This is a genomic window from Halomarina salina (assembly GCF_023074835.1).
Classification (GTDB): Archaea; Halobacteriota; Halobacteria; order Halobacteriales; family Haloarculaceae; genus Halomarina; species Halomarina salina.
The window spans coordinates 515710-537465 of the sequence record NZ_JALLGW010000002.1 but is presented as its reverse complement, the minus strand read 5'-3'; the positions used below and the strand labels follow the sequence as shown (position 1 = coordinate 537465).

At 69.6% G+C, this 21756-nt stretch carries 28 protein-coding genes; 13 read left to right on the top strand and 15 right to left on the bottom strand.

Translation table 11 applies throughout. The features are described from left to right. The first annotated feature begins 59 nt into the window (after positions 1-59). A complete protein-coding gene (locus MX571_RS18600) occupies positions 60-470 on the top strand; it encodes a DUF8526 domain-containing protein (RefSeq protein WP_247419683.1) in 411 nt (136 codons plus the stop codon). A 116-nt stretch (positions 471-586) separates the two neighbouring features. Continuing rightward, positions 587-1870 (top strand): S8 family peptidase, encoded by a 1284-nt coding sequence (locus tag MX571_RS18595; protein WP_247419680.1) that lies wholly within the window; start codon positions 587-589, stop codon positions 1868-1870. Between the two features lie 18 nt (positions 1871-1888). On the opposite strand, the gene MX571_RS18590 is transcribed toward MX571_RS18595, so the two are convergent. Together MX571_RS18590 and MX571_RS18585 are read right to left on the bottom strand one after the other, a co-directional pair. Continuing rightward, positions 1889-2041, bottom strand: coding sequence for a hypothetical protein (locus MX571_RS18590; protein WP_247419678.1), 153 nt, complete (start codon positions 2039-2041; stop codon positions 1889-1891). Between the two features lie 51 nt (positions 2042-2092). After that, positions 2093-2806, bottom strand: a complete 714-nt coding sequence (locus tag MX571_RS18585; protein ID WP_247419677.1) for a diphthine--ammonia ligase — start codon at positions 2804-2806, stop codon at positions 2093-2095. A gap of 101 nt (positions 2807-2907) precedes the next feature. Here MX571_RS18585 and MX571_RS18580 point away from each other — a divergent pair, with 101 nt between their 5' ends. Next, positions 2908-3897, top strand: coding sequence for a hypothetical protein (locus MX571_RS18580; RefSeq protein ID WP_247419664.1), 990 nt, complete (start codon positions 2908-2910; stop codon positions 3895-3897). Between the two features lie 37 nt (positions 3898-3934). Here MX571_RS18580 and MX571_RS18575 read toward each other — a convergent pair whose 3' ends face one another. The 3 genes from MX571_RS18575 to MX571_RS18565 all read right to left on the bottom strand — a co-directional run bounded on the left by MX571_RS18575 (position 3935) and on the right by MX571_RS18565 (position 7611). Further along, positions 3935-5065 carry a DUF373 family protein gene (locus MX571_RS18575; protein WP_247419661.1) on the bottom strand — a complete coding sequence of 377 codons (1131 nt, stop codon included), beginning with the start codon at positions 5063-5065 and terminating at the stop codon, positions 3935-3937. A 103-nt stretch (positions 5066-5168) separates the two neighbouring features. Further along, on the bottom strand, positions 5169-6176 hold the full coding sequence (gene sppA, locus MX571_RS18570) for a signal peptide peptidase SppA (RefSeq protein WP_247419658.1): 1008 nt from the start codon (positions 6174-6176) through the stop codon (positions 5169-5171). Between the two features lie 112 nt (positions 6177-6288). After that, on the bottom strand, positions 6289-7611 hold the full coding sequence (locus MX571_RS18565) for an MFS transporter (RefSeq protein ID WP_247419655.1): 1323 nt from the start codon (positions 7609-7611) through the stop codon (positions 6289-6291). Between the two features lie 94 nt (positions 7612-7705). On the opposite strand from MX571_RS18565, the gene MX571_RS18560 reads away from it, so the two are divergent. The 3 genes from MX571_RS18560 (at position 7706) to MX571_RS18550 (ending at position 9305) form a co-directional block, all read left to right on the top strand. Next, the gene (locus MX571_RS18560) at positions 7706-7963 is read left to right on the top strand and encodes a DUF5789 family protein (RefSeq protein ID WP_247419650.1); all 258 of its coding nucleotides are present in this window, start codon (positions 7706-7708) and stop codon (positions 7961-7963) included. A gap of 62 nt (positions 7964-8025) precedes the next feature. Then, positions 8026-8346 carry a transcription factor S gene (locus tag MX571_RS18555; protein ID WP_247419645.1) on the top strand — a complete coding sequence of 107 codons (321 nt, stop codon included), beginning with the start codon at positions 8026-8028 and terminating at the stop codon, positions 8344-8346. A gap of 359 nt (positions 8347-8705) precedes the next feature. Beyond that, positions 8706-9305 carry a DUF6517 family protein gene (locus MX571_RS18550; RefSeq protein ID WP_247419642.1) on the top strand — a complete coding sequence of 200 codons (600 nt, stop codon included), beginning with the start codon at positions 8706-8708 and terminating at the stop codon, positions 9303-9305. Here the strand turns inward: MX571_RS18550 and MX571_RS18545 are convergent. From MX571_RS18545 to MX571_RS18525, 5 genes are all read right to left on the bottom strand, one after another. After that, positions 9298-9633, bottom strand: a complete 336-nt coding sequence (locus MX571_RS18545) for a hypothetical protein (protein WP_247419641.1) — start codon at positions 9631-9633, stop codon at positions 9298-9300. The two genes, MX571_RS18550 and MX571_RS18545, sit on opposite strands and share 8 nt — an antisense overlap. Further along, complete coding sequence (locus MX571_RS18540) at positions 9630-9854, bottom strand: hypothetical protein (RefSeq protein WP_247419638.1); 225 nt, start codon at positions 9852-9854, stop codon at positions 9630-9632. Before MX571_RS18540 ends, MX571_RS18545 begins: the two co-directional genes overlap by 4 nt. A 101-nt stretch (positions 9855-9955) precedes the next feature. Beyond that, positions 9956-10681: a methyltransferase domain-containing protein gene (locus tag MX571_RS18535; RefSeq protein ID WP_247419635.1), complete on the bottom strand. Its 726-nt coding sequence runs from the start codon at positions 10679-10681 to the stop codon at positions 9956-9958. Next, the gene (locus tag MX571_RS18530) at positions 10678-11109 is read right to left on the bottom strand and encodes a nascent polypeptide-associated complex protein (protein ID WP_247419632.1); all 432 of its coding nucleotides are present in this window, start codon (positions 11107-11109) and stop codon (positions 10678-10680) included. Before MX571_RS18530 ends, MX571_RS18535 begins: the two co-directional genes overlap by 4 nt. A gap of 94 nt (positions 11110-11203) precedes the next feature. After that, entirely contained in the window at positions 11204-11665 is a 462-nt protein-coding gene (locus MX571_RS18525) for a PUA domain-containing protein (protein ID WP_247419630.1), read from the bottom strand. Positions 11666-11848: 183 nt separating this feature from the next. On the opposite strand from MX571_RS18525, the gene MX571_RS18520 reads away from it, so the two are divergent. Continuing rightward, positions 11849-12031, top strand: coding sequence for a hypothetical protein (locus tag MX571_RS18520; protein WP_247419628.1), 183 nt, complete (start codon positions 11849-11851; stop codon positions 12029-12031). Between the two features lie 69 nt (positions 12032-12100). Here MX571_RS18520 and MX571_RS18515 read toward each other — a convergent pair whose 3' ends face one another. Continuing rightward, entirely contained in the window at positions 12101-12598 is a 498-nt protein-coding gene (locus tag MX571_RS18515) for a LabA-like NYN domain-containing protein (RefSeq protein ID WP_247419625.1), read from the bottom strand. 408 nt (positions 12599-13006) lie between these two features. Here MX571_RS18515 and dapA point away from each other — a divergent pair, with 408 nt between their 5' ends. Genes dapA through MX571_RS18485 form a run of 6 tightly spaced genes read left to right on the top strand, consistent with a single transcriptional unit; the run spans position 13007 to position 18926 of the window. Further along, positions 13007-13927: a 4-hydroxy-tetrahydrodipicolinate synthase gene (gene dapA / locus MX571_RS18510; RefSeq protein WP_247419623.1), complete on the top strand. Its 921-nt coding sequence runs from the start codon at positions 13007-13009 to the stop codon at positions 13925-13927. Further along, entirely contained in the window at positions 13924-14691 is a 768-nt protein-coding gene (dapB, locus tag MX571_RS18505; protein WP_247419621.1) for a 4-hydroxy-tetrahydrodipicolinate reductase, read from the top strand. The genes dapA and dapB overlap by 4 nt, the downstream gene beginning before the upstream one ends. Next, positions 14688-15533 carry a 2,3,4,5-tetrahydropyridine-2,6-dicarboxylate N-succinyltransferase gene (locus MX571_RS18500; protein WP_247419618.1) on the top strand — a complete coding sequence of 282 codons (846 nt, stop codon included), beginning with the start codon at positions 14688-14690 and terminating at the stop codon, positions 15531-15533. Before dapB ends, MX571_RS18500 begins: the two co-directional genes overlap by 4 nt. Further along, positions 15530-16861, top strand: coding sequence for a diaminopimelate decarboxylase (lysA, locus tag MX571_RS18495; protein ID WP_247419616.1), 1332 nt, complete (start codon positions 15530-15532; stop codon positions 16859-16861). The genes MX571_RS18500 and lysA overlap by 4 nt, the downstream gene beginning before the upstream one ends. Beyond that, positions 16858-17793, top strand: a complete 936-nt coding sequence (dapF, locus tag MX571_RS18490; RefSeq protein ID WP_247419613.1) for a diaminopimelate epimerase — start codon at positions 16858-16860, stop codon at positions 17791-17793. Before lysA ends, dapF begins: the two co-directional genes overlap by 4 nt. Continuing rightward, entirely contained in the window at positions 17790-18926 is a 1137-nt protein-coding gene (locus tag MX571_RS18485; protein WP_247419611.1) for a M20/M25/M40 family metallo-hydrolase, read from the top strand. Before dapF ends, MX571_RS18485 begins: the two co-directional genes overlap by 4 nt. A 42-nt stretch (positions 18927-18968) precedes the next feature. On the opposite strand, the gene MX571_RS18480 is transcribed toward MX571_RS18485, so the two are convergent. The 4 genes from MX571_RS18480 to purB form a co-directional block, all read right to left on the bottom strand. After that, positions 18969-19310 (bottom strand): hypothetical protein, encoded by a 342-nt coding sequence (locus tag MX571_RS18480; RefSeq protein ID WP_247419608.1) that lies wholly within the window; start codon positions 19308-19310, stop codon positions 18969-18971. A 3-nt stretch (positions 19311-19313) separates the two neighbouring features. Next, positions 19314-19538, bottom strand: a complete 225-nt coding sequence (locus MX571_RS18475; protein ID WP_247419606.1) for a zinc ribbon domain-containing protein — start codon at positions 19536-19538, stop codon at positions 19314-19316. Between the two features lie 44 nt (positions 19539-19582). Next, the gene (locus MX571_RS18470; protein WP_247419602.1) at positions 19583-20206 is read right to left on the bottom strand and encodes a phosphoribosyltransferase; all 624 of its coding nucleotides are present in this window, start codon (positions 20204-20206) and stop codon (positions 19583-19585) included. A gap of 73 nt (positions 20207-20279) precedes the next feature. Beyond that, positions 20280-21653, bottom strand: coding sequence for an adenylosuccinate lyase (gene purB, locus MX571_RS18465; protein WP_247419598.1), 1374 nt, complete (start codon positions 21651-21653; stop codon positions 20280-20282). Positions 21654-21756: the final 103 nt, after the last annotated feature.

Below are 21756 nucleotides of genomic sequence, written 5' to 3'. Positions count from 1 at the left end.
TTCGAGTTCCTCCGACCCTCGGGGAAACACACATAGCACACTAGATACATGTCGTACGTATGGCCGATACCGACTCGTCGCTGTTCTCCCTCAAGCGGTTCGTCGTCGCCCTCCTGACGGTCGGCGTCGGTGCGGTGCTGGGGATGGAGTTCGTCCCGCTGGTCGGCGTCTACGTCGGGACGCTGCTCGGCGGGTTCGCCGCCGGACTCGCGTTCGAGGACCGACCGCTGGTGGAGTCCGGACTGGCGGGCCTGTTCGCCGGGATGGGCGTCCTGCTGGTCTCGAAACTCATCGGTGGCGGCATCGTCGACGCCATCATCGGTCTCATCACGCTCCAGCCGCAGTTGCTGGTCATCTCGGCGGCGCTCAGCCTCACGACGGGCGTGCTCGGGGCGTACTTCGGCAACGACCTCCGCGACGGTCTCACCCGACCGGTCGAGGAGTCCCCCCGCCGACGGAGCGACCTGTAGTCAGCTCACCTCGCCCTCCCTCCGGCTCTGACGAGTCGAACTGCACGATTTCGAGCGGTCGCCGTCCCGATCGGATCTCTCGAAAACTTATCACGTACTACTGACAATGGTAGTCCATGTCGAATTCGGAGTGGTCCCGCCGGGAGGTGCTGGAGGTCCTCGGAACGGGTGCGGTCGCGGTCGGCGTCGGGGCCGTCGTCCTCGACCAAATGGACCGGTACATCGTCGGGGCGCGGGACCGCGACGCCGCCGTCGCCGCGGCGTCCATCTCCGACACTCGCGAGGAGCGCATCGACCTCACCGAACACACGTCGCTGACGCTCGTCGTCGGTGCGTACTCGCAGGCGGGCAGGCAGTCGCTGCGCTCGCGGAACGACGTCGCCTTCGTCCAGCCCGACCGGTCGCTGTCGTACGTCTCGACGCCCGCCAGCGAGCGCGAGGCGACGAACGCGGCCGATGCGGCGGACGCGGCCGACGTGACGAACCTGAGCGACGCTGCCGACGGGCAGACGCTCCCCTGGGGTATCGACCGGGTCGACGCCGACGTGGCCCACGAGCAGGGTGCGACGGGGGCGGGCGTCGACGTGGGCATCGTCGACGGCGGTATCGACGCGAGCCACCCCGACCTGGCGGGGAACCTCGCCGACCCGGACGCCGACGGCAACCACAGAGCCTGGGTGGACTGTCAGGGCGAGGACTGCGACTACCCGTGGTCCGACGACGGCGACCACGGGACGCACGTCGCGGGGACCGTCGCGGCCGGGGAGGGCGACGACGGGGTGGTCGGCGTCGCCCCCGAGGCGACGCTGCACGCGCTGAAGGTGTGTAGCGGCGGCGGTGGCTGTCGCACCTCGGACATCGCCGACGCCATCCGCCACGCCGCCGACGAGGGGTGGGACGTGGTGAACCTCAGTCTCGGGTCGTCAGCCGAGTCACCGGCGCTGCAGGCCGCCGGACAGTACGCCCGCGAGGCGGGCGTCGTGCTGGTCGCCGCCGCAGGGAACGCGGGCCGACCCGACTCGGTCGGCTACCCGGCGGCCTACGAGGAGTTCATCGCCGTCTCGGCGACCGACATCGACGACGGCGTCGCCGCGTTCTCCTCGACCGGTCCCGAGGTGGACGTCGCGGCTCCCGGGAAGGACGTCTGTTCTGCGGTCAGGGACGGCCACGGCGTCTTCGACGGCACGTCGATGGCGTCACCGCACGTCACCGGTGCCGTCGCACAGCTCGTCGCCGACGGCTACGGCCCCGACGAGGCCCGCGAGCGACTGCTCGACACGGCCGAGGACATCGGGAAGGCGGGCGACGAGCAGGGAGCGGGCCTGCTCGACGTCGCGGCCGCGCTGGAGTACGACTCCGACGACGACGGCACGGGCGACGGGACCAGTTGTCCGGCCTGATACGGTATTCACTACGGCTCACGAGAGGTACGCGTAGAGCGCGAACCCGAAGAGCAGGACCAGCGGAAGGACGGGTAGTGCGGCCTCGAAGTCCAGAATCAGTCCGACGACGCCCCAGAAGACGAACTGGGAGAGGACGAGCACACTGAGCAGTTCGGACTGCGTCGCCATCCCGTAGACCTGTCGACCTATTGGTAATCAAACCACCGGCTCACACGGCACTCACTCGTCGAGCCACGCGTCCTCGATGCGGAGGTAGCCTCGCGTCCCCTCCCAGACCGTCTCGTACTCCAGTTCGATGCGGCGGTCCATGTGCGGCCCGTCCACCACCAGCGTCTCGAACTCGCCACCCTCGCCGAGGACGTGGACGCCGTACTGGTCGTTGAGCGCCGTCAGGTCCGCCATCGCCTCGCGGTCGAGGGTTCGACCGAGCCACGACTCGTCGAGTCCGTGGGCCGCGACCTGGACGATGCGAATCTCGAACCCCGCGTCGAGCATCGCGTCGGCGAGTTCGTGGGGGTCCTCCTGCCAGAGCGGGGCGAACAGGTCCGCGCCGAGGCGTTCACACATCCCCTCGATGCGGGAGGTCTGGTAGTCGCTCTCGACGGCGCCCGCGGTGACGCCGCCGATGCCGCCCCACTCCTCGGCGAGCGATTCGAGGGCGCGTTCGAGCGGTTCGAGTTCGGCGTCCCCCTGCGCGCCGGAGTCGGAGACGTCGTCGGCCCCGAAGTCTTCGGGGTGGACGTTGAGCAGTTCGATACCGACGGACTCGGCGGCGAGGGCGGCGAGGTCCGTCGCCGGGGTGTGGTACATGTACGAATCGCCTTGCGGGTGGACGGTGACGAGGCGTTCGACGGGGTAGTCCGCCTCCAGCGCGCGGTAGAGCGCCCAGGAGGAGTCCTTCCCGCCCGAGAAGAGGCTGACCCAGGGATGCATACCCCTGCTATCGAGTCGGGGCGGTTAGCGCCTGCGGTACCACGTCGGACGACCGTTCGTCGGGGCGAAGATACTTCATTGCAGACACGAACTCGAGTACGATGCGACGACGTGCCCTCCTCGCGTCGATCACCGCTGGGTCGGTCGGACTGGCCGGTTGCGCCGAGTTCGGTTCGACACCCGCTTCGGAGACGGTGACCCCGACGAACTCGATACCCGACTGTACCACGGAGGTGGCCGACTCCGAGTGGACGCTCATGCTCCCGCCGGTCGTCGGTACCGACGCGCCGAGTGGTTCGACGAGCGACCTCCAGAGCGCGATCGAACGAGTCAGTGCGGCACTTCGCACCTTTCAGGACCTCAAGCAGGTGATCTACAGCGACGAGACTTACGACGGGGACGAGGTCGACCGCCTGTTGCGGGATGGCAGTAGTACTCCGCCGAGCACGCCATCGATCGACGGCCCGATAGTTGCGTTCGCCCGACACGCCTCCGACAGTCTCGTCGCGGTGTCGACGGCGAACGCACTCCTCCACCGCCAGGCGACACTCGACCCGGGACGGGACATCCCGAAGCTGAGAGCGGCTATCTCGTTCATGGAGGAGGCCGAGCCAGCTATCGAGGACGCACGGTCGTCGGTCGAGCGAGCACGAGCGGTCGCCGGGGAGTCGACGGTGACGAACGAACAGGAGACGGTTACCGTCGGCACCCGGGCGCGACTCTCGCACCTCGACACCATCGTCACCAACTACGAGTGGTACCTCCGTGGACAGATACCCCGATACGAGGGACTCGTCTCGAATCTGGAGCTCGGCGAACACTACGAGAACGACGAGCTAGAACGGGCGATAGCGAAGGCCCGGACTGCAGTCGAACAGTTCGTCACCGCGAAAGAGGCGTTCTGTGCGGGGACACCAGAAGTGGGTCCCACCACGGGAGAGTGGTTCACCGGACTGACCTGCCGAGTAGACAACTTCGCCCGGTACTGCCGTCAGATGGAACTCGCAGTGTCGTACGACCGCGCCGGGAATCCAGACAGACAGCGCGCAGCAGCGAAGCGGGCGGAGGCAATCGCCGACGAGGAGTGTTGACCGGCCGACCTCCCCACTCTCGTGAACACGACACCGCTCACTGCCGCGTCTCCACCTCGTCTACGGACGGCCCGTTCATGAACGAGGAGACGACGACGCCGACGAGGCTGACGACGACGCCGGCGACGACGAACACGACGAGGCGGGACTCCGGCGTGAACTGGACGCGCTCGACCGCGAACGCGCCGAACTGGCTGGCCGGGACCACGAGTGGGCCGACGACCTCGGCGTTCTCCAGGAAGTACGCCGTGAACCCGCGGACGACTAACCCGATGGCGACGATGCCGAACGGGAGGTTCATCACGGCGTTGGGTACCCGGTCCTCGCGGAGCACCTCGTCGAGCAGTCGACCGGTGGCGGCCGCGAGGGCGGCCAGCGCCAGCCACGGGACGCTCTCGTAACAGAAGCGCATCCCCGCGAGCAGGACGCCCTGGTCCATCTCCGTGGCTGCGAGGCCGCCGACGAACGCGCCGACGAGCGCCAGTCCGGCCGCGACGACGTAGGTGACGAACGACACCTGCCCGGAGTAGAACGCGTCGCTGGCGGCCCGCGGGAGGCTCGTCAGCAGGTCGTCGACGCCGAGGCCCTTGTAGAGGAAGAACGTCCCGATGACGCCCGCGACGACGGAGAGCGCGACGGCGATGCTGTCGGCGACTGCGAGGAGGACGGGGAAGGCGACGAGCGCGACGCCGAGCGGTACCAGCACCGCGGCGCGCAACTCCTCGTCGCCGAGGAACTGCTTGAGCAGGTAGTAGGTCGACTCGATGTCGCGGGCCTGTCGGACGACGACCCGGTCGACGGCGTCGACGCGGACGCGGCTCTCGACGATGGGGACGATCTGCTCGTCCTCGGCGCTGTCGACGACGATGACGGCGGCGTCCGGACGGTGCGTGGCGACCAGTTCCTCGACCTGCCGGGCGATGGTCCGGTCCCCGTCCACGCTGTCGCTGGCGCTGGAGACGACGGCGACGACTGCCTCGTCGCCCTCGCTCCGCAGGTCGCGGGCGACGCGGAGTGCTTCGAGGAGACTGTTGACCCGAGCGTCCTCCGGGTCCCGGATGCCGACGCCGGTGACGAGCGCGGAGACCTGCTCGTCGCCGACGAGCGGCGGGTCGCGGTCGCCCGCGATGCGGCCGTCCCGGTCGAGACACAGCACCAGCGTGGTCACGACTGCGAGGAAGCCCGCCCGCGATAAATAACCTGTAGACGAGCGGAGCGACGGTGAGCGCGCGCGTCGGCAGCGCCGGCCGACGCGACTGCGTCCGGTGGTTCTACAGTCGAATCGTCAGGTCGTCGCCATCGGTCCCAAGCTGGCTGGCGACGCCCGCTCCGAACGCGTAGGCGGTCCTGCTCGCACCGCGCGACAGGCGTTGCATCGGTGAGACGGAGGGTTCGAACTCGGCGGCGCTCACCTCCTCTCCGAGCAGCGACTCGACGTGGTCGAGCACGTCGTCGCGCGTCCCGAGCGAGTCCACGAGGCCGAGGTCGTACGCTCGCTCGCCGATGAACACCTTCGCCTCCGTCTCGCGGATGTCGCCGGGTGCCATCTCCCGACCCTGCGCGACCCGCTCGACGAAGTGCTGGTAGTAGTCGTCGATGATGCCCTGGAGGTAGTCGCGCTCCTCGGGTTCGAGTTCCCGGAGCGCCGTCCCGCTGTCCTTGTACTTCCCGGCGGCGAACCGTTCGTAGGAGAGGCCCAGTTGGTCGGCGAGGTCAGTCGCGTTGACGCGCGAGCCGATGACGCCGATGGAGCCGACGATGCTGGTGTCGCGCGCCCAGAGTTCGTCACAGCCGCTCGCTATCCAGTAGCCCCCGCTGGCGCAGGTGTCCGTGGTGTAGGCGACCGTCGGCCCGTCGAACGCCTGCGCCGCGTTGCGGATGTCGTCGCTGGGAACCACCTCGCCGCCGGGGGTGTTCAGCTTCACGAGCAGCGCGTCGACGTTGTCGTCGTCCGCCGCGGCCTCTATCTGGTCGACGATTCGGTCGGCGGGCGTGCCGCGGACGCCGCCCGGAACCGGCCCGGAGCCGCCGTCGCGGGTGATAGGTCCCTCCACGGCCACCTCGGCGACGTTGTACCGCGGCACCGCCCGCGAGGCGACGTTCCCACCGACGCGCACGCCGAGATAGCCGACGACGAGCATGCCCACGACTCCGAGGACGGTCGGGACCAGCGGTAGCCAGATGAAGAGGAACCAGCCGACGAGCAGACCGACGAGACCGCCAGCCAGCACGACAGCGAGGTGTCCGAGCGCCCGTTCTCTGCTGTTGACTCCTGCCATGTCGGAACTCGGTCCGGGGACAGGATAAACGCGGTGGCTCGTGTGAGCACGGCACGCGAGCGGCACGCGACTCCTCACCACCCGTCCACGACGGTCTCTGTCGTGGGGGGCGTCAGTCGTGGGGCGCGGGACCCGTCGCCGTGCTGGTGATCGTGTCCTCGACCTGCGAGTAGACGAGGACGAGGGCGACGGCGGCGATGGCCGCGCCGAAGGTGAACGGCGCCGCGAAGCCGAAGCGGACGAAGTAGCCCGCCGCCAGCGGTCCGATGGCGACGCCGAGACCGAACGCCGTCGTCAGCACGGACAGCGTCGTCCCGGAGCGGCCGCGACCCGCGAGGTCACCGGCCAGCGCAAGCGACGGTGCGAACACGAGAGCGACGGCGACGCCCTGGAGCAGTCGGAGCAGGAGCATCGCTATCGGGCCGAACAGCGTCTCGCCGCCCGTCAGCGCGGTCGCTATCGCGGGGACGTACCCCTGGAGGAACACCGAAGGGACGAGCAGCGCGAACCCGGCGACGATGAACGGTCGCCGGCCGTACTCGTCGCTCGCGCGACCGATGGGGACCTGGAAGACGACGTTGGCGATGACGACCGCGGCGAACTGGACGCTGAACAGGAACGACCCCTCGCTCAGTTCGCGGGTGATGTCCTGCTGGAGCGTGGCGAACAGGGCGATGGTCGTCGCCATGAACAGCGTCCCGACCCCGAGCGTGAACACGGGGTCGAACAGCAGGTTTCCCGACCGGTCGAACACGCGGAACGAGACGTCGTCGCTCGCGTCGCTCTCGGTCCGCGGCGGGTCCTCGATGAGCAGCGTCACGAGGGCGAAACTGACGATAGCGCCGAGGACGGCGACGCCGAACGCCGCGTTGAACCCGGAGAGTCCGCCCCACGGGGTCGCGTACGGCCCCGAGGAGACGACGATACCGGCGACGATGGGGCCGAACCCGAACCCGATGAGTCGGAACGTGTTGAACACGCCGAAGTTACCGCCGCGTTCGGTGTTGCTGGCGGCGAACTCGTTGACGAGGGCGACGGTGGCCGGGATAGTGAACGCCGCGCCCAGTCCCTGGAGCGCGCGGATGAGCAGGACGAGTTCGTACTGCTCGACGAACGGGTAGAGCGAACTGGCGACGCCGAACAGCCCCAACCCGAACAGGACGAACGCACGGCGCTTGCCGACGCGGTCGGAGAACCGCCCGGTCAGCGGTTGGCCGAAGCTGTTGAGGAAGCCGAACAGCGACAGCACGAGGCCGACGAGCAGCGCCGTCGTGAGTTCGACGCCGAACAACTGCGTCCCGACGATGCCGTCGAGGTCGATCTGGCCGCTCTCGATGTACAGCGGGAGGACGATGATGAGGAAGGAGTTCCCGAGTGCGTCGGCCATGCGAGCGATACCGAGCGTCAGCACACGGTTGTCCGTGCCCAGAACCATTCGACTGGAGGGAAGGGTGCCATCCCCATACCGTTTCTCCTCCCGGTGGTCCCCTCGTCGCTACGTACAAGCCCTCTGCGCGCCATCAGGTACCATGACACGCTCCGTCAAACTGAGTCGCATCGACGCCGTCCTCGCAGACCACGACTACCCCACCTCGCGCGCCGGGGCCGCCAGCGCGTTCGACGACGTGACGCTCCTGCTCGCCGACGGCGAGACGAACCTCGGCGAGGCGGTCCAGAGCCTCTCGGCCGACGAGTTCGACAGCGCCGACGACCTCCGTGGAGAGGTGCTCGGCAACCTGCCGCGAAACGCCGTCGGCGAACCGTACCAGTCGGAGGGAGAGGGCTAGACGCAGCCCCGGTACTCCTCGCCAACCACGTCGCTTAAGCGTCCGAACCGATTGTGCCCGCTATGGAATTCTGCGACGAGTGCGGCTCGATGATGAAAGTCGAAGACGGCGTCTGGACGTGCGGGAGTTGCGGCAACCAGAAGGCCCGGAACAGCGAGAAGGAGGCCGGGATGGTCACGACGCAGGGCCAGGAAGACAGCGAGATAATCGACGTCAGCGAGGCCGAGGACAACGGCCTCCCGACGACGAAGGTGAAGTGTCCGAACTGCGAGAACGACCGCGCCTACTACTACATGCAGCAGATCCGCTCGGCCGACGAGTCCGAGACGCGCTTCTTCATCTGCACCGAGTGCGAGCACAAGTGGCGCGAGGACGACCACTAAAGCACCCACCTTTTGCTGCGCTCGCGACGTGACGACGAGCCTCGCGTTGCTCGGCTGTCGTCACTGACTCGCTGGCAAAATCTGGACCAAAAGCCAGCGTCACCCGTTCGCCTTCGGCTCACGGGTTCCTTGGCCCGCTCGCTCACTTCGTTCGCTCGCGGTACGACACACGAGCCAACTGCCCAGCACTGCAACACACTCCGAACGTTCAAGTCAGAGTACGCGACCAGCCCTGCGCGTGACGTAGCCAGTCACCGCGGGACGTGTAGCGGGAGCGCGACACGTCGTCTCGCGGGGGAGCGTGTCGCCTGTTCGCTCAGACACCCGGACTGATTAGTCCGGCCGCCGTGGTGAGGACGATGGCCCCCGACAGTCTGCGACCGCCGGAGGTCCCCGAGCGACTGCTCTCGGCGGGTAACTGGTCCCCGCTCGAATCGCGTGCGGAGACGCTGGCGACGCTGCCAGCGGCACGCGTCGAGGGCGCGACGCAGGTCTACGAGGACGAGTCCCTGCGAGAGCGCGTCGGAGCGGCGACCGGGGTGGACCGGACGTGGCGGTTCGTCTTCGCGACGCGCGTCGTCTTCTCACCACCGCTCGCGCCCGGTATCGGGACGGCGATGGTCCGGCCGATGGTCTCCAGCGAGGCCCATCGAGCGTTCCTCGACGACCTGGGGGAGCGAGGCTTCGTCGACGTCGCTCGCGACCGGAACGAGCGGATTCGGACGAGCGCTGGCGACCGGGTACGACTCCAGTCGTACCGCGGTCGGCTTCCGGTCGAGGACGAGCGAGCGCTGGCCGTCGAGGGGTGGCTCGGCGTCTGGTCGACCGACGGCGAGTTCCGCATCGCCGGTGGCGCCTACCCGACCGACCTTCGCGAACTGGTCGGTGAGGGGGTTGAGGTACCGACGCCACAGGCGTCTCGTGACGACCTCGTCCGGTTCGTCCGCGCGGTCAGTTGAAGAAGCGAAGCGGTGCGGCGACGGCCGCCCGGAGCGTCCCTCCCGCGTCGACTTCCAGCGGGAGTCGGTTCGACTGCGGCTTCGCGCGCGCCCCGACCGTCCCGACCGCCACGCCGTCGACGAGGACGACGACCGTCAGGTCCATCCGGCGGAGCGTGCGTTCCAGTGAGGGCAGTCGCTGGCGCTCCGTCCGTGCGACGGCGGCGAGCGCCCGTACCGACGGGAAGTCGACGAGTACCGTGTCGGTGTACGACTCGATAGCGATAGGTTCGCCGTCGATCGTGAGCGTCAGGTCGGCGGTGACGTCGAGGGCACGCGCTCGGCTCAATCGTCTCGCTCCCGCGTCGAGATGGTGAGCGTGCCGTCGAGTCGCCAGTGGGCGTGGTCCGCGTCCTCGCCCGCTCGACTCGGGACGAAGACGTTCATGTCGTCGAACTCGTACTCGATGACGGCGTTGCGTCCCGTCAGCCGGTCGTACAGTGCGATGCCGAGGTCGGGCCAGGTCGTCGTCGTCTCGTCCAGCTCCGCGTCTGGTTCTGACTCGCTCATGACAGGAGTGGTACGGTCGTCGTCAGTATAAGACTACCCGCGACCCTCGCGGTTGCCGGTTCGAAGCGGGGTGGAACTGGCTGGATCTCTCGACAGTAGCGCTACGCTCTGGCGAAGACGAGATACCCAGTATGGCCGACGCCCGCGGTTCCTGGGCGGGAGCCGCGGTCGTCGAAGTCCATCCGGCGCTGGATGGTCTCGAACGTCTCGACCTCGCCGAGCGACTCGCGGGCCGCCTCGACGACCGCTCTGGTCCCCTCGACGAACGGGACGTACGCGACGAGATACCCGCCGGGAACGAGCAGTTCGTCGGCGCGGGCGGCGACCGCTGGTGCGTCCTCGGTGTCGAGCGTGAGCACGTCGAAGGGGTCCTCCTCGGCGACGACGTCGTCGAGGTCGGCGGCGAGGTCGCCGACGCGCACGTCCACGAGGTCGGTCACCTCCGCCATCGCCATGTTCGACCGCGCCACTTCGGCGAACTCGGGGTCGCGTTCGTACGTCGTGACCCGCGCGCCGACGCGACCGAGGTAGGCGCTCAGGACGCCCGTCCCGGTCCCGGCGTCGAGCACGCGGTCGCCCGCGGCGATGCCGGTGTGCCCGACGACGAGACCGATGTCGCGGGGCATCATCGGCGCGCCGGTACGTTCGAGGTGGTTGAACAGGTCGGGGCCGCGAAGTTCGCGAACCTCGAACTGCTCGCCCAGATGCGTCTCCAGGGTCTCGCCGGGGGTCGCGTCCTCGGGAATCTCCAGCACGCCGAGGTCGGTTTCGAGGGTGTCGCCGCGCTCGCGGAGGTATTCGCGGTCCTCTCGGACGAGAAGTATCACTCCAGTCGCGAGACGGCCGCGGCCAGGTCGCCGTTCTCGGCTTCCAGTGCTTCTCGGGCCTGCTCCTCGCTCGCGCCGGTTCGCTGCGCGACGATCTCGACGTCCGAGTCGGGGATCTCCTCGCCAGCGCCGACGTCGACCTCGTCCGCGCCACCGCTCGCCGTGATCTCCTCCTCGACGTCCACGTCGCCATCACCGCCACTGTCGCCGCCCTCGCCGAGCGGCCGGGACTCGGGGTCGCCGACGATCTGGTAGGTCGCCTGGCCCTGCGCGTCCATGCGCTGGACCTCGACGTCGGTGAACACGAGTTCCTCGTCGTCGGTCCGGATGACGATCTCGTTGGCGTCGATCTCCGTGACCTCGATGCCCATCTGCTTCATCATCTGCTTCATCTTGCGCGGGTCGAGTCCGCCGCCTCCTCCAAACATACGCGACTGGTCGGTAGCAGCACTCAAAAACCCAGCGCACTCGGTGCCCACGGTGTGCTTGCGGTCGACTGGTCGGGACGAGACGACGGCCGACTCAGGCGTCGATACCCTCTCGCACCTTCACCGCGACGCCCGACTGGAAGTCGCGCATCCCGTCGGCGGGTAGCTCCGCCCGCCCGACGGCGATGACGGTCCCGTCGAACGTCACCGCCACCTCGTCGCCGGGGCGAACCTCGTCGTCCACGGCCTGGACGAACTTCGCGAACGCGTTCTTCCCGTCGCGGACGAACGGGACGGACTCGTCGCCGACCTCGACGTGCGGGGCACCGAGCCGGTCGAACAGCCGTCGACCGCCACTGGCGGCGAGCGTGAACCGCCCCTCGACGGTGTAGGAGACGAGTCGGTCCTCGTCGTGGCTCAGCACCTGCTGGGGTCGCCCCGTGGAGGTCCGGAGCACCGTCAGCGACTCGTCGGCGGGGAACAGCGCCGCGCCCGCCCCGGCCCCGAACTGGTAGTCCGCGACGGTCCGCAGACGCGCGCGTTCGTCCTCGTCCATGCCGGTGGTCGTCCGTCGGCGGACAAAAACGCCCCGAGTCGTCCCCGCCGCTGGGCGTCGTGGGCACGTGGCCAGCGACGGCGAGAGACGACGAACCGTTCACCGCCTCCGTGCTATGTCAAATCGTACCGCAGTCGGCGGGTTTCGACGGGATTTATGTCGTCCATTCCGTAGCCCCGGCCAATGCCAACCGACAAACGACAGCTCTGGATCGGCGTCGCGCTGCTGGTCGTCAGCACCCTCTTCGTCCTCTTCTCGGCCGTCACCGACATCTTCGTGGTCAACGCGCTCGGGTTCGTGGCCGCGCTCGCGATGGCCGCGGGGTCGCTCCTCGTCGGCCTCTCGGAAGAGGGCGCGCGGGTCTGAGACGGCGACGTCTCGCTACGGGGAGCCGATTACGACGGCACGTCTTCTTCGGTGTTCACGCGACGGTTCCTACAGCAGGTACTTCTCTTTCTGTTCGCTCATGTCGACGAACGAGTCGGCGGCTTCGACGAGCGTCTCGGCGGTAGACGGGCCGAAGCTCATCACCTCGACGCGGGTGCCCTCGTGACGGATGTGCGAGCAGAGGCGGGTGAAGTCGCCGTCACCCGAGCAGATGACGACGGTGTCCACCTTGCCGGCGAGCGTGACGGCGTCGAGGCTGATACCGACGTCCCAGTCGGCCTTCTTCGTCCCGTCGGAGAACGTCTTCAGGTCCTTGATGCGTGTCTCGAAGCCGATGTCGTCCAGCGCGTCGAAGAACGACTCCTCCTCGGGGGCGTGGGCGCGGACGACGTACGCGATGGCGCGGACGAGGCGACGGTCCTGCACTGCCGTGTCGAGTACTGCCGTGTAGTCGACGTTCCGGGAGTAGAGGCTGTGAGAGGTGTGGTAGAGGTTGCGCGCGTCGGCGAGCACCGCGACGCGCTGGTCGGGATGCAGCGGTGGCATACGTCGACTCACGCGCCCGCTCTCAAAGAGGTTGGTATTCCCCCGTCGACGGGTCGTTCCCGGCTGCTCGCCGTCGTCCGGCGGCGCCGCCGCGACGGCTCGGGTGTGTGAGACGCGCGAGTTCCGGCAGGTGTCGCGCTCGGCGCAACCGCTAAGTCGTCGGGACGCCGTCCGTCGTGTATGCGACTCACATCCGCGGGCGGGTGTGTACGCCACCGCGTGAAACGCGCGTAGCTGTCGGTTCACGGCGGGCTGGCGACCCGTCGCGGGCTATTCTCCGAGTTCGACCACACAGCAACGCGACTACACGACACGACCGACGACGGGTCCGGGACACCACGGACTCACGTCGGACCACCCACCGACGACTAACCGACGACCCAACGACCACGACGGACCACACACCACATGACACACCAACCGTACGCCGGTGTCTATCCGGCACTCCCGACGCCGTTCCACGACGACGACAGCATCGACCACGAGACACTCGCCGACCACGCCCGGCGGATGGAGGACGCGGGCGTCGCGGGGGTCGTCCCCGTCGGGACGACCGGCGAGAGCGCGACGCTGACCCACGACGAACACGTCGCCGTCGTCGAGACGGTGGCCGACGCCGTCACCGTGCCCGTCGTCGCGGGCGCGGGGTCGAACGCCACCCACGAGGCGCTGGAACTCGCCCAGCGCTCCGTCGACGCAGGCGCGGACGGCCTGCTGCTCATCTCGCCGTACTACAACAACCCCGAACCCGCCGGGATGGAGGAGCACTTCCGGGCCGTCGCGGACACCCTCGACGTGCCGCAGGTGATCTACAACGTCCCGTCGCGGACGGGACGGAACATCGCCGTCGAGACGGCCGTCTCGCTCGCCTCCCACCCCAACGTCGTCGGCTACAAGGCCGCCAGCGGCGACCTGGGGCGCTCCGGCGAGATACTCGAGCGGACGCAGGACGAGGCGTTCTCGGTCCTCTCGGGCGAGGACGGGCTCAACCTCCCGCTCATGTCGATGGGAGCGACGGGCTGTATCAGCGTCACCGCGAACGTCGAACCCGAGCGGACGGTGGCGATGGTCGACGCGGCGCTCGAAGACGAGTTCGTCGCCGCTCGCCAGTACCACTACGACCTCGGGCCGCTCTCGCGGGCGCTGTTCCTGGAGACCAACCCCATCCCGCTGAAGGCGGCGCTGTCGATGCGCGAGGACTACCCCGAGCGCCTGCGTTCGCCGCTCTCGCGGCTGAGCGAGCGCCACCGAGACGAACTCCGCGAGGCGCTGACGGGTCTCGAAGGGGACGAGGAAGAGCCGACACAGCCTCCGGAGGCGGACGTATGAGCCTGCGACTCGCCGTCACGGGCGCGACGGGCCGGATGGCTCAGGAGGTCGTCGCCGAGGCCGACGAGCGCGGCGACGAGACGCTGGCCGTGTCGCGGGGCGCGGAGCGAGTCGACGGGTTCGAGGTCTCTCCGGCGGACGACCTCCCGACCCTGCTCGCCGAGGAGCGACCCGACGCGCTGGTGGACTTCACCGACCCCGAAGCGAGCGTCGAGTACGTCGCCGCGTGCGCGGAGGCAGGCGTCCCGGCCGTAATCGGGACGACCGGCTTCTCCGACGACCAGCTCGACGCGCTCCGGCGGGCGAGCGACGAGGTGCCCGTCCTGCACGCGCCGAACTTCTCGCGGGGCGTCGCGGTGCTGACCGACCTCGTCGAGCGCGCGACGCGACTGCTCCCCGACTACGACGTCGAACTGACCGAGACCCACCACCGCGAGAAGCGCGACGCACCCAGCGGCACCGCGAACGCGCTGCTCGACGCCATCGAGGCCGAGCGAGCGGACGCGGGCCAGGACTCCGGCGAACGCGTCCACGGCCGCGAGGGCGTCGCTCCACGGGACGATGGTGACATCGGCGTCCACGCCCGGCGGGCGGGCGGCGTCCGTGGCGAACACGAGGTGCTGTTCGCGGGCGGCGACGAGTCGCTGACGCTCGCCCACCGCGCTGGCTCCCGGCGCGTGTTCGCGTCCGGTGCGCTCGACGCGGCCGAGTGGCTGGCGGGTCGTGACGCTGGCTGGTACGAGTTCGAGGAGGTGCTGGCATGACGAACGCGCTCGAATCGGACGTCGAGGACCTCTGGGAGCGCCGCGAGTCGGGCCTCGCCGCGAGCGACGTGACCCACGACGACCGGGCGACGCTCGACGACTTCCTCGACGCCCTCGAATCGGGCGAGGTCCGCGCAGCCGAGAAGGAGAGCGACGGCGGCGAGTGGACCGCCAACGAGTGGGTCAAGCGCGGCATCCTGCTGAACTTCTCCCTGCGGGAGTCACGCCAGCGCTCGTACGGCGACGTCGACTACAACGACGTGCTCCCGCTCCGGGATACGGGGGACCTCGCCCGTCGCGGGACGCGGAACACGCCCGACGGCACCGTGATTCGGCGCGGGGCGTACCTCGGTAGCGACGCCATCATGATGAGTCCGAGCTTCGTCAACGTCGGCGCGTACGTCGGCGACGGGACGCTCGTCGACTCCTGTGACACGGTCGGCTCCTGCGCGCAGGTCGGCGACGACGTGAAACTCGGCGCGAACACGCTCCTGGGAGGTGTTCTCGAACCCGTCGAGAGCGCCCCTGTGATCATCGAGGACGACGTCTCGCTCGGTGCCGGCTGCCGGGTCACCTCGGGATTCGTCGTCGGCGAGGGCAGCGTCGTCGGCGAGAACACGCTGCTCACGCCGCGCATCCCCGTCTACGACCTCGTCGAGGAGGAGGTGGTGTACGGCCACTTACCGTCGAATCGCCGGGCGTTCACGCGGTACGTCGAGTCGAGCGTCGCCGACCACGATCTGTTCGGCGACGGCGGCGCGTACAAGCCCGCGGTAGTCGCCACCGACGTCGAGGACGAGACGCTGGAGGCGACCCAGCGCGAGGGCGCGCTCCGCGAATGAGCGGGTCGGACCGGACAGCAGGCGAGCGGACGACGAATCCGCCAGTACGACGGCCCGCCGACTGGGACGCCGAGCGCCTCCGCTCGCTCGCCGCGGAGTACGGCACGCCGCTGTACGTCCTCGACCCCGACCGGGTCCGGCAGAACTGCGAGCGCCTGCTGGGTGCGTTCCCCGACGCGACGGTCGACTACGCGGTGAAGGCCAACACCACCCGAACAGTCCTCGAAACCGTCGAACAGGCGGGACTCGGCGCGGAGTGCGCCTCCGCGGGCGAAGTCCGTCGAGCCCTCGACGCAGGATTTCCGGCGGAACGCGTGCGCTACACCGCGGTCAACCCGCCCGCCGCCGACCTCGACGCCGTCGTGGACTGGTGGCGCGAGGGCGGCGACGGCCTCACCGTCACCGTCGGCGCGCGGGACGCGCTGGACGCCCTGGCCGAACGCGGCTACGACGGCCGCCTCTGCGTCCGCGTCAACCCCGGCGTCGGCGCGGGCCACCACGAGAAAGTGACGACGGGCGACGCCCCGCAGTTCGGCGTCCCGTTCGACCGGGCGGACGAGGTCTGCACCGCGGCAGATGACGTGGGTGAGTTCGTCGGCCTGCACGCCCACGTCGGGAGCGGCGTCTCCGGCGAGGACCTCTCGGCCCACGAGGTGCTGGTCGCCCGGATGGCGATGCTCGCCGACGAACTCGACCCGGCGCCGGAGTTCGTCTCGGTCGGCGGCGGGCTCGGCGTCCCGTACAGTCGGGACGAACCGCCGCTCGACCTGGAGTCGGTCGCCGACGCGACCCGCGACGCGTTCGACTGTGACGCCCGCCTCGCCGTCGAACCGGGACGGTACGTCGTCGCGGACGCGGGCATCCTCCTGACCGAGGCGACGACCGTGAAGGAGACCGAGGAGACGGTCGTCGTCGGCGTCGACGCCGGGATGACGACGCTCCTCCGGCCCGCGCTGTACGACGCCTACCACGAGATTCGGAGCCTCTCGGGCACCGTCGACGGCGACGACCGCCACGCGCGGGACCCGACGCTCTGTCTCGTCGCCGGGCCGGTCTGCGAGACGGCCGACGTGCTGGGCGAGGAGCGCGTGCTCCCCGCTCCGGAGCGCGGCGACCTGCTCACGGTCGGCACGACCGGCGCGTACGGCTACGAGATGGCCTCGACGTACAACTCCCGACCGCGACCCGCCGTCGTCACGCTCGACGGCGAGACGGTCGCCCGCCGCGAGACGCTGGCGGACCTCACGCGCCTCGAAGCCGACGGTGACGACGACGGCACTCGTGGCGCCGACACCCGAACCGCCGACACTCGGGGTGACGACGCGTGAGCGACGTCGAGATAGCCGTCGAGAAGTACCACGGCGCGGGCAACGACTTTCTGGTAGTCAGCGAGGCCGCCGCCTCGGGAGACCGAGCGGCGACCGAAGGGAGCCGCGAGGACACCGCCGACGCGCCGGTCGGGGACCGGTTCGCGTTCACGGCCGACCGCTGCGACCGCGAGACGGGGCTGTCTCACCCGGACTCGGACCGGACCGGCGCGGACGGCGTCCTCTTCCTCGCGGTGGACGGCGAGGCGACGCCGCCCCGCGTCGAGATGACCCACGTCCAGCCCGACGGCTCCGTCGCCGAGATGTGCGGCAACGGCGTGCGCTGTGCGGCGCTGTGGGGTGCCCGCGAACTCGGCCTCGGCGTCGACGAACCGGCCGACGTGGTCGTCGTCACGCCCGCGGGCGACCGCCCCTCGACCGTGGACGACGCCGGTGACCACGCGACCGTCACCGTCGGGATGGGTCGCCCGTCGTTCGCCCCCTGGGACGTACCGCTCGCGCCCGACCACACGACGCCGCTCGTCGAGGAGACCGTCGAGGGACTCACCGTGACCGCGGTGAACACCGGCGTCCCCCACGCCGTCGCGTTCGTGGACGACGTGAGCGCGGTCGACCTCGAAGCGGTCGCGCCGCCCGTCCGACACGCGGACGCCTTCCCCGAGGGGACGAACGTCGTCCTCGCGGCCCCGGACGACGCGGGCGGGTTCGACCAGCGGACGTACGAACGCGGCGTCGAGGGGGAGACGAACGCTTGCGGGACCGGAGCGGTCGCCGTCGGTGCGGTCGCCCGGCGACGCGGCCTCGTCGGCGACGAGTGGGTGACGGTGCGTCCGCCCGGCGGTCCGCTGGAGGTACGCGTTACCGACGACGCGTCGTTCCTGCGCGGCCCGGCCGAGCGCGAGTTCCAGACGACGCTCGCGCTCCAGCGATGAGTGCCCACGAGACCGGATTCGACCTGCTCGACTTCCACGAGGCGGCGGTGCGGACGCCCTCCCACGAGTCGCCCGACGCGATGCGCGACCTCGTCGTCGAGACGCTGACCGGGGCCGGCCACCCGCCCGACGTGGACGACGCGGGCAACGTCCTCGCCTCGCGCGGCGCGGGCGACCCGCACGTCGTCCTCAACACGCACCTCGACACCGTTCCGCCGCACGTCCCGTTCGAGCGCGTCGCTGGACCGCCCGACGAGGACGGGGACGCTCCCGCCGACCCAGATGGCGACGTGGTGCTCGGTCGGGGCGCGTGCGATGCGAAGGGGCCGCTGGCGGCGATGCTCGACGCGTTTCTGCGGGCGAATCCGCCCGGTCGCCTGACGCTCGCGCTGACGCCCGACGAGGAGACGACGAGCGCCGGGGCACACGCGCTCTCGCTCGACGCCGACTGCTACGTCGTCGGCGAACCGACCGACCTCGCGGTCTGTACCGCGGCGAAGGGTCGGTTCGAGGGACACGTCACCGTCGCGGGCGACGCGGCCCACGCCGCTCACCCCGAGGACGGCGTCAACGCCACCGCCGCGCTGGAGTCGGTGCTCGCGGCGCTCCGGTTGTTCGACGACGCGCACGGGCCCGACACCCACGAGCAACTCGGCCCGTCGACGCTGACGCCGACCGTCGTCGCGGCGGGCGAGGCGGCCAACCAGCTACCGGAGCACGCTCGGGTGACCGTCGACCGGCGGAGCGTCCCGCCCGAGACGGCCGCCGGGTACGAGCGGGCGCTGAACGCCCACCTCGGGGCGGCCGTCGCGGACGGTCCGGTCCCGGACGCGAGCGTCGAGTTCGCGCTCACCGACAGAGAGACGCCGTTCCTGGAGGCGTTCGCCACGCCGACCGACCACCCGCTGGTGCGAACGTTCGAGGACGCCGGTGCCGGACCGCCTCGGCAGTTCACAGCGGCGACGGAGGCGTCGTACTTCGCGCCCGCTCCCGTGGTCGTGTTCGGTCCCGGCGTGCTCGTCGACGACGTGGGACCCGTCGCGCACGGTCGCCGGGAGTACGTCCGTCGGGGAGACGTCGAACGGGCGAGCGAAGTGCTCGGGGCGGCGCTCGACTCGCTGTCGTCGCTGTAGTCGGTCCTCTGCAAGGGTTCGCTCTGGCCGAAAAATGGACTCTCAGTGGAAGTACGCCGACTTCGACAGCAGGTAGCCGACGACGACCACCGCGATCAGCAGGCCGACGACGTCGAACGTGACGAGCGCCGCCAGCGCCCGGAGGCCGAAGACGAGCAGTGCGACGGTGTACGCCGTCCGACTCCGCGTCAGGAGGCCGAGTCCGACGAGCACCCCCGCCACGCCGAGCACGATGCTGACGACCCCGAACGGGATACCGACGATGCTTCCTATCTGACCGAGACCGCCGAGGATTCCCTCTACCCCGCCGAGGATGGCGAGGCCACCGACGAGGTAGATGCCGAGCGGCGTCGAGCGGTTCCGGCGGCCGTAGTCGCTCGCCATCGGCTACCCGAAGAACACGTCGACGATGTCGCTCCCCGAGGAGCCCACGTCGCGGTACAGTTCGGAGTAGCCACAGCCGGTACAGGTGACCACGTTGAACCGGTTCGTCTGGATGTCGAACATCTTGCTGAGGCCGCTGCCGGTCGTCGATATCTCGCCGATGTCGACCTCGGTGTGACCGCACTTCGGACAGCCGTCGCCGTCGCCCGGTCGGTTGCTGGAGGACATTGCGTTCGACAATTCACGCACGACTACAAAAGTGTTCAGTAGGTTTACGTGTCAAGGTACCCCCGAGCCTCGTCGTCGCTCACCTGCGCGAACGAGCGGTAGAACGCCCCGACCGCGCCGAACCGACCCGGCGTCTCGACGGCGACCACCTCGTCGGCGACGGACCGGAGTCGGTCGACCGTCTCGGGCGGTGCGACGGGGACGGCGACGACGACCCGGTCCGCTCCCGCCGCGCGGACCGTCCGGACGCACGCGATGGCCGTCGCGCCCGTGGCGAGACCGTCGTCGACGACGAGCACCGTCTTCCCGTCGAGGTCCAGCGGCGGCCGCCCCGCCCGGTAGCGGTCGAGTTTCTCCCGGACGACCGACGTCTGGCGCTCCCGCTCGCGTTCGAGGTAGCCGTCGGTGACGCCGATGTGGTCGAGCAGGTCCTCGTTCAGCCACAGCGCCCCCTCCGCGCCCACCGCGCCGACGGCGAGTTCCGGGTTGCCCGGCGCGCCGAGTTTCCGCGCGACGACCACGTCCAGCGGGAGGGAGAGCGCGTCCGAGACGGCCCGACCGACCGGAAGCCCACCGCGCGGGATGGCGAGGACGACGTCGGCGTCGACGCCACGGTCGAGGAGCAGTCGGCCGAGTCGCTCGCCACCGTCCGTGCGGTCTGTGAACATGACACCTGAAGATGCGCGGTCGAGCGGGAAAAACGCCTCGTCGGGGTGTGTCGCAGACGTTCTCGTTCGCGGTTCAGTCCGTTTGGTCCAGTTCGCCCACGAGGTCCGACGCGAACCCGGTGTAGGTGGCGGGGGTGAGCGCGAGCAGCTCTTCGCGCACGTCGTCGCTCACGTCGAGGTCCTCGTACATGTCGTGGAAGTTGTCGAGGGTGACCTCGCGGCCGCGCGTCGCCTCTTTGACGCGCTCGTAGGCGTCGGCGTGACCCTCTCGGCGGAGGATGGTCTGGACGGCCTCCCCGACGACAGCGGGGTTCGCCTCCAGGTCCTCGCGCATCACCGTCTCGTTCGGGACGACCTTCGCCAGTCCGTTCTCGGTCTTCTGGTACGCGAGGAGGCAGTGGGCGAGCGTGCCGCCGATGGTGCGCTTGACCGTCGAGTCCGAGAGGTCGCGCTGGAGGCGCGAGGTGGTGACGTAGTCCGCGAGGAACGCGAGGTCCGAGTTGGCCTTCGAGAGGTTGCCCTCGCTGTTCTCGAAGTCGATGGGGTTGACCTTGTGGGGCATCGTCGAACTGCCCGTCTCGCCCGCGGCGGCCTCCTGCCCGAGGTAGCGCTGGCTGACGTAGAGCCAGACGTCCCGGTCGAGGTCCAGCAGCACGTCGTTCGCCCGGCGGAACGCGTCGAACAGCGCCGCGAGGTCGTCACACGGGTTGACCTGCGTCGTCAGCGAGACGTGCTCGAAGCCGAGCGACTCGACGAACGACGCCGAGAACGACCGCCAGTCCACGTCCGGGTAGGCGGCGCGGTGGGCGGCGTAGGTCCCCGACGCGCCCGCCAGCTTCCCGGCGAGGTCGATGCGCTCGATGGTACCGAGCGCCTGCCCGAGCCGGGCCGCGTAGACGGCCATCTCCTTGCCGAACGTCGTCGGCGTCGCCGGCTGGCCGTGGGTCCGGGCGAGCATCGGGACGTCCCGGTGCTCGCGGGCCAGGTCGGCGAGTTCGTCCCGGACGGTCCGTAACTGGGGGACCAGCACCTCGCTCACGGCATCGCGGACGAGTAGTCGGTGGGCGAGGTTGTTGACGTCCTCGCTGGTGAGGCCGAAGTGTATCCAGGGGGCGTACTCGGGGAACGAGTCCCGGACGAAGTACTCGATGGCCTTCACGTCGTGGTTGGTCGCCGGGAACTCCTCCGTACCCTCCGTCTCGATTCGCTTGACGAAGCTGGCGTCCTCCTCGTCGAACTCACGGTACAGGTCGCGCAGCGCCTCGCGCTCGCCGTCGGGAATCGACAGCGGCGTGGCGTCGAGGTCCGCGAGCGCGAGGAGGTACTCCACCTCGACGTGGACGCGGGCGCGCATCAGGCCCGCCTCGCTGGCGTAGGGGACCAGCGGCTCCGTGTACGACGCGTACCGGCCGTCGAGGGGTGAGACTGCGTCGAGTGGGGTTCGCATGGCCGGAGGTGGGGACGGTGCCTGAAAAAGCGTATCGAAGGGTGGTCGCTCGCACCACCGATTCGATGCACGTTCGTGCATCAAACGAGGCTGTCGAACGCGC

Coding starts and splice junctions, on each gene's coding strand:
- MX571_RS18580 (WP_247419664.1), top strand. CDS start 2,908: ATGCGACGACGTGCCCTCCTCGCGTCGATCACCGCTGGGTCGGTCGGA.
- MX571_RS18520 (WP_247419628.1), top strand. CDS start 11,849: ATGCCAACCGACAAACGACAGCTCTGGATCGGCGTCGCGCTGCTGGTC.
- MX571_RS18590 (WP_247419678.1), bottom strand. CDS start 2,041: ATGGCGACGCAGTCCGAACTGCTCAGTGTGCTCGTCCTCTCCCAGTTC.
- MX571_RS18600 (WP_247419683.1), top strand. CDS start 60: ATGGCCGATACCGACTCGTCGCTGTTCTCCCTCAAGCGGTTCGTCGTC.
- MX571_RS18500 (WP_247419618.1), top strand. CDS start 14,688: ATGACGAACGCGCTCGAATCGGACGTCGAGGACCTCTGGGAGCGCCGC.
- MX571_RS18475 (WP_247419606.1), bottom strand. CDS start 19,538: ATGTCCTCCAGCAACCGACCGGGCGACGGCGACGGCTGTCCGAAGTGC.
- dapB (WP_247419621.1), top strand. CDS start 13,924: ATGAGCCTGCGACTCGCCGTCACGGGCGCGACGGGCCGGATGGCTCAG.
- MX571_RS18515 (WP_247419625.1), bottom strand. CDS start 12,598: ATGCCACCGCTGCATCCCGACCAGCGCGTCGCGGTGCTCGCCGACGCG.
- MX571_RS18585 (WP_247419677.1), bottom strand. CDS start 2,806: ATGCATCCCTGGGTCAGCCTCTTCTCGGGCGGGAAGGACTCCTCCTGG.
- MX571_RS18595 (WP_247419680.1), top strand. CDS start 587: ATGTCGAATTCGGAGTGGTCCCGCCGGGAGGTGCTGGAGGTCCTCGGA.
- MX571_RS18485 (WP_247419611.1), top strand. CDS start 17,790: ATGAGTGCCCACGAGACCGGATTCGACCTGCTCGACTTCCACGAGGCG.
- MX571_RS18480 (WP_247419608.1), bottom strand. CDS start 19,310: ATGGCGAGCGACTACGGCCGCCGGAACCGCTCGACGCCGCTCGGCATC.
- purB (WP_247419598.1), bottom strand. CDS start 21,653: ATGCGAACCCCACTCGACGCAGTCTCACCCCTCGACGGCCGGTACGCG.
- MX571_RS18530 (WP_247419632.1), bottom strand. CDS start 11,109: ATGTTTGGAGGAGGCGGCGGACTCGACCCGCGCAAGATGAAGCAGATG.
- lysA (WP_247419616.1), top strand. CDS start 15,530: ATGAGCGGGTCGGACCGGACAGCAGGCGAGCGGACGACGAATCCGCCA.
- MX571_RS18560 (WP_247419650.1), top strand. CDS start 7,706: ATGACACGCTCCGTCAAACTGAGTCGCATCGACGCCGTCCTCGCAGAC.
- MX571_RS18525 (WP_247419630.1), bottom strand. CDS start 11,665: ATGGACGAGGACGAACGCGCGCGTCTGCGGACCGTCGCGGACTACCAG.
- MX571_RS18540 (WP_247419638.1), bottom strand. CDS start 9,854: ATGAGCGAGTCAGAACCAGACGCGGAGCTGGACGAGACGACGACGACC.
- dapA (WP_247419623.1), top strand. CDS start 13,007: ATGACACACCAACCGTACGCCGGTGTCTATCCGGCACTCCCGACGCCG.
- sppA (WP_247419658.1), bottom strand. CDS start 6,176: ATGGCAGGAGTCAACAGCAGAGAACGGGCGCTCGGACACCTCGCTGTC.
- MX571_RS18470 (WP_247419602.1), bottom strand. CDS start 20,206: ATGTTCACAGACCGCACGGACGGTGGCGAGCGACTCGGCCGACTGCTC.
- MX571_RS18550 (WP_247419642.1), top strand. CDS start 8,706: ATGGCCCCCGACAGTCTGCGACCGCCGGAGGTCCCCGAGCGACTGCTC.
- MX571_RS18565 (WP_247419655.1), bottom strand. CDS start 7,611: ATGGTTCTGGGCACGGACAACCGTGTGCTGACGCTCGGTATCGCTCGC.
- MX571_RS18555 (WP_247419645.1), top strand. CDS start 8,026: ATGGAATTCTGCGACGAGTGCGGCTCGATGATGAAAGTCGAAGACGGC.